This is a genomic window from Nostoc sp. (assembly GCF_036919675.1).
In the GTDB taxonomy this organism is placed as follows: domain Bacteria; phylum Cyanobacteriota; class Cyanobacteriia; order Cyanobacteriales; family Nostocaceae; genus Nostoc.
The window spans coordinates 1-3,565 of record NZ_JBALCP010000130.1 but is presented as its reverse complement, the minus strand read 5'-3'; the positions used below and the strand labels follow the sequence as shown (position 1 = coordinate 3,565).

The window sequence follows — 3,565 nt, the reverse complement described above, 5'->3', positions numbered from 1 at the left end:
ACCACCTCTCACCCCTTCATAATGATTATCATTATTTTTTAAATGTCAGCTTATAATTTTTTTTGAGTAATTTATTCCTTGGAAGTCCCTAAATCCACGCCACTTGCTCATGGGCAGCCAATGCGGTCTTGGGCTTCAAGTAGAGGAGCCAGCCGTGTGGGCAGGTCTGGCGACTTGAGCGGACTGGCGTCAAGTGGCGTGAGACGATGCCCTACCAGAGGCTGCGCCAACGAGTCCGCGTTCGCCTCTAGTCTTGTAGAGAGCGTCTGGGGTTTCTCCAAGTGGAGCGACTGGCGTGGGGAGTGGGGGGATCAGCAAATATTTGATACTTCTGAGACATGCTCTCAGGAGTGTGTCACAAGTTTGTGGGCATCTGCTAAACCTTTTTCCCCTGTGCATAAATAAAATAGTTATCTGTCACCTTCACCTCAGCCTGAAAACCTGCTTTTTTTAGCTTATCCTTAAGTTCATCTGGCTGATAAAAAATTTTGAAAATCTGGAATTCTTGACCATTATTTAACTTACGGGTTTTATATATGTTTCCGTCGTCTTCAAGGATATGATTGTTAGCCGTGGATGTCGGTTCAAAAGAAGAGTCAATGATAAATACTTGTCCACCAACGCGAACAGATTGATAAACTTTCGTCAAAAATAAATCGAGTAATTTTGGTGGCACATGAGACAGCCAAAAGGCAAAGAACACCAAATCATATTCAGTATCAGGTTGCCATGCAAATAAATTAATTAAGTAATATTCAACACTCAGTGAAAATAACTTAGAGCGATTAATTGCAATCACTTCTTCAGAGGCATCGATCGCAGTAATTTTTTTACCGATACTTAAAAGCTCTTGCGTCCAGATACCTGTTCCACATGCTAACTCTAAAATATCATCCACCACGCCAATTTGGTGTAATGTATTTTTTATAACAGCTACTTCATTAAACCAGCGCTGATTGTTTTCGATACCGCGATCGTAGCGTCCTATCCGATAGAACCACTGATCATATTCGTTGGCTCTAGCGCGATAGTACTCAATCTGTTGTTGAAGAATATTATCTGTCATCGCCTGCTTTGTGATCCGATTGAGTTTAGATTTGACACTAATACCCATAGCTTTAAGAAAAATTTTTTATTCAGCGAATAAACTTGCTTTTTCGTCTTAACTATGTGATATTTTTATCATTCTCTAATCATACGGTAAATCAATAAACTTGCCGGAGTTATGCCGGAGATTTGCTGAAGTCTGATATTAATTTACCCTGAAAGCAGAGTGATGATATTGAATAAGTTCTCTCCAACCCAACTGTTGGGTATAGGTTTTGCCTTCCTCCAAAGGTTCCAACAACGAAAAATCCGCACCTTTTCCCTACTGTTTGCAGTGGCACTTAGTTTAACTTTGGCTGTCTCTGCTTGTTCTCCAAGCGCAAGCAACAATGGCACACAAGAGACAACTAGCCCCAATCCAGCAGCTAGCAGCACTACAGTTCACATAGGTTACCAGAAAGCGTCAACTGTCCTCTATGCACTGAAGGCGAGAGGGGAATTAGAGAAAGCTTTTGCAGCTTCAGGATCTTCCGTAACTTGGTCGGAATTTCCCGCTGGCCCCCCACTCCTAGAGGCATTGAATGCAGGCAGTATTGATTTTGGCTATACCGGAGAATCACCACCTATATTTGCTCAAGCTGGGGGTGTTCCTTTGGTTTATGTTGCCTACGATCCTTGGAGTCCCAAGGCTGAAGCCATCCTGGTGCCCAAGGATTCACCTATTAAAAGTGTGGCTGAACTCAAGGGCAAAAAAATTGCTTTTGCTAAAGGTTCTAATGCTAACTACCTATTGGTGAAAGCACTGGAAAAAGCAGGAGTACAGTACAGTGACATCCAACGAGTAACTCTCACTCCCGCCGATGCTCGTGCTGTCTTTGAGAGAAAAAACGTTGATGCTTGGGCAATTTGGGACCCTTACTTAGCCGCAGCAGAAGCAGCAACAGGCGCACGGACTTTAGCCGACGCGACGGGATTAGCTCCCAATCGTGGTTATTATCTGGCGGCAAAATCTTTTGTTGATACCAAGCCGGATGCCTTGAAAATAGTTCTAGATCAGGTCAAGAAAGTCAGCAACTGGGCAAAGAATAATCCTGGTGAAGTTGCTAAATTTCTTTCCCCTGCTTTGGGTATAGATGCTCCTGTGTTGGAAATAGCAGAAAAGCGGCGTGAGTATGATGTACTTCCGCTCACAGATGAAGTAATTACTAAACAACAAGAGGTTGCAGATACCTTCTACAAAATTAAATTGATCCCGAAAGAAATCAAAGTTAAGGAAATTGTTTGGCAAGGCAAAGTGAATAATTCCTAATTCTTAATTCGTAATTCTTAATTTTGGAATTACGAATCATGTTACAAGCTAAATTAACAAGTTAGTGATTACGACAGAAAGAATGAGACACCAATTGAGTTTTACTGGAAATTGTATGTACCCGCTCCCGACAATGAACCAACGATCGCAGATATATTCCTCGTACCTCAAGTTTATAATGCCGAGCCATTTAAATACTCTTTAGATCCATATCCAACTATTCGTAAAATCCACAAATCATTTATATGTCAGGCGGTAAATAACAAACTTAACGATGGACTAAATTTTGTAGTATGACCAATCTCAGCGTTAACCTTAACAAAGTCGCTTTACTCAGGAATACTCGAAATTTTGGTAGACCGAGTGTGATTGAAGCGGCTTTTACCTGCATTAAAGCTGGCGCACAGGGAATCACAGTTCATCCACGCCCAGACCAACGACATATCAAGCCCGAAGATGTCGATGCACTGGCGCAGATATTGACTGTTGAGTTCAACATAGAAGGTAATCCCTCACCTGAATTTTTAGAGATAGTCCGAAAAATCAAACCAACGCAGTGTACCTTAGTTCCCGATGCACCTGATGCTTTCACATCAGACCACGGATGGGATCTTACTACAGATGGCTTTTGGCTCAGACCAATCATTCGAGAGCTAAAAGACCTCGGAGTTCGAGTCAGCCTGTTTATGGATACTGACTTAACTCAAATTAAACGTGCTAAAGAGATTGGAGCCGAACGCATTGAGCTATATACAGAACCTTATGCTACAGCTTTTCGTAATGGCAATGTAGAGTCTGTATTTCAAGACTACCAACAAGCAACACAAAAGGCTCAGGAAATTGGTTTAGGAGTGAACGCTGGGCATGATTTAAATCTCCAAAACTTAGAAAAGTTCTGTTCAATTTCTGGCATACTTGAAGTGTCTATTGGTCATGCCCTGATTGCCGATGCTTTGGATGTAGGACTATTTACTGCTGTACAAGAGTATTTAAAAATCCTATCTTTGAATTAGATTTAAAAACTTTTCCGAATCCCAAAAGTACTTCAAAAGTTAGTATGCCAGAATCTATAATGGCAAGAAGCTAATTTAAACTCGAAGTAGCGGGAGTCCACTTCTTATACCAAGTTGCCAAAGATAGTATTGTTACATTCCGTTATATTGAACAGAGCCAAGAAAATCCGACTTCTCCCTTAACAGTTAGGGGGTT

Annotated in this window: 3 protein-coding genes; 2 read left to right on the top strand and 1 reads right to left on the bottom strand. The window is 41.5% G+C overall.

Annotation, left to right across the window (positions count from 1 at the left end):
• Positions 1–376: 376 nt before the first annotated feature.
• Positions 377–1,114 carry a class I SAM-dependent methyltransferase gene (locus V7K49_RS29410; protein ID WP_334871610.1) on the bottom strand — a complete coding sequence of 246 codons (738 nt, stop codon included), beginning with the start codon at positions 1,112–1,114 and terminating at the stop codon, positions 377–379.
• 165 nt (positions 1,115–1,279) lie between these two features.
• Here V7K49_RS29410 and V7K49_RS29405 point away from each other — a divergent pair, with 165 nt between their 5' ends.
• Positions 1,280–2,356, top strand: coding sequence for a sulfonate ABC transporter substrate-binding protein (locus V7K49_RS29405; RefSeq protein ID WP_442948705.1), 1,077 nt, complete (start codon positions 1,280–1,282; stop codon positions 2,354–2,356).
• A 293-nt stretch (positions 2,357–2,649) separates the two neighbouring features.
• Positions 2,650–3,369, top strand: a complete 720-nt coding sequence (locus V7K49_RS29400; protein WP_335208784.1) for a pyridoxine 5'-phosphate synthase — start codon at positions 2,650–2,652, stop codon at positions 3,367–3,369.
• Positions 3,370–3,565: the final 196 nt, after the last annotated feature.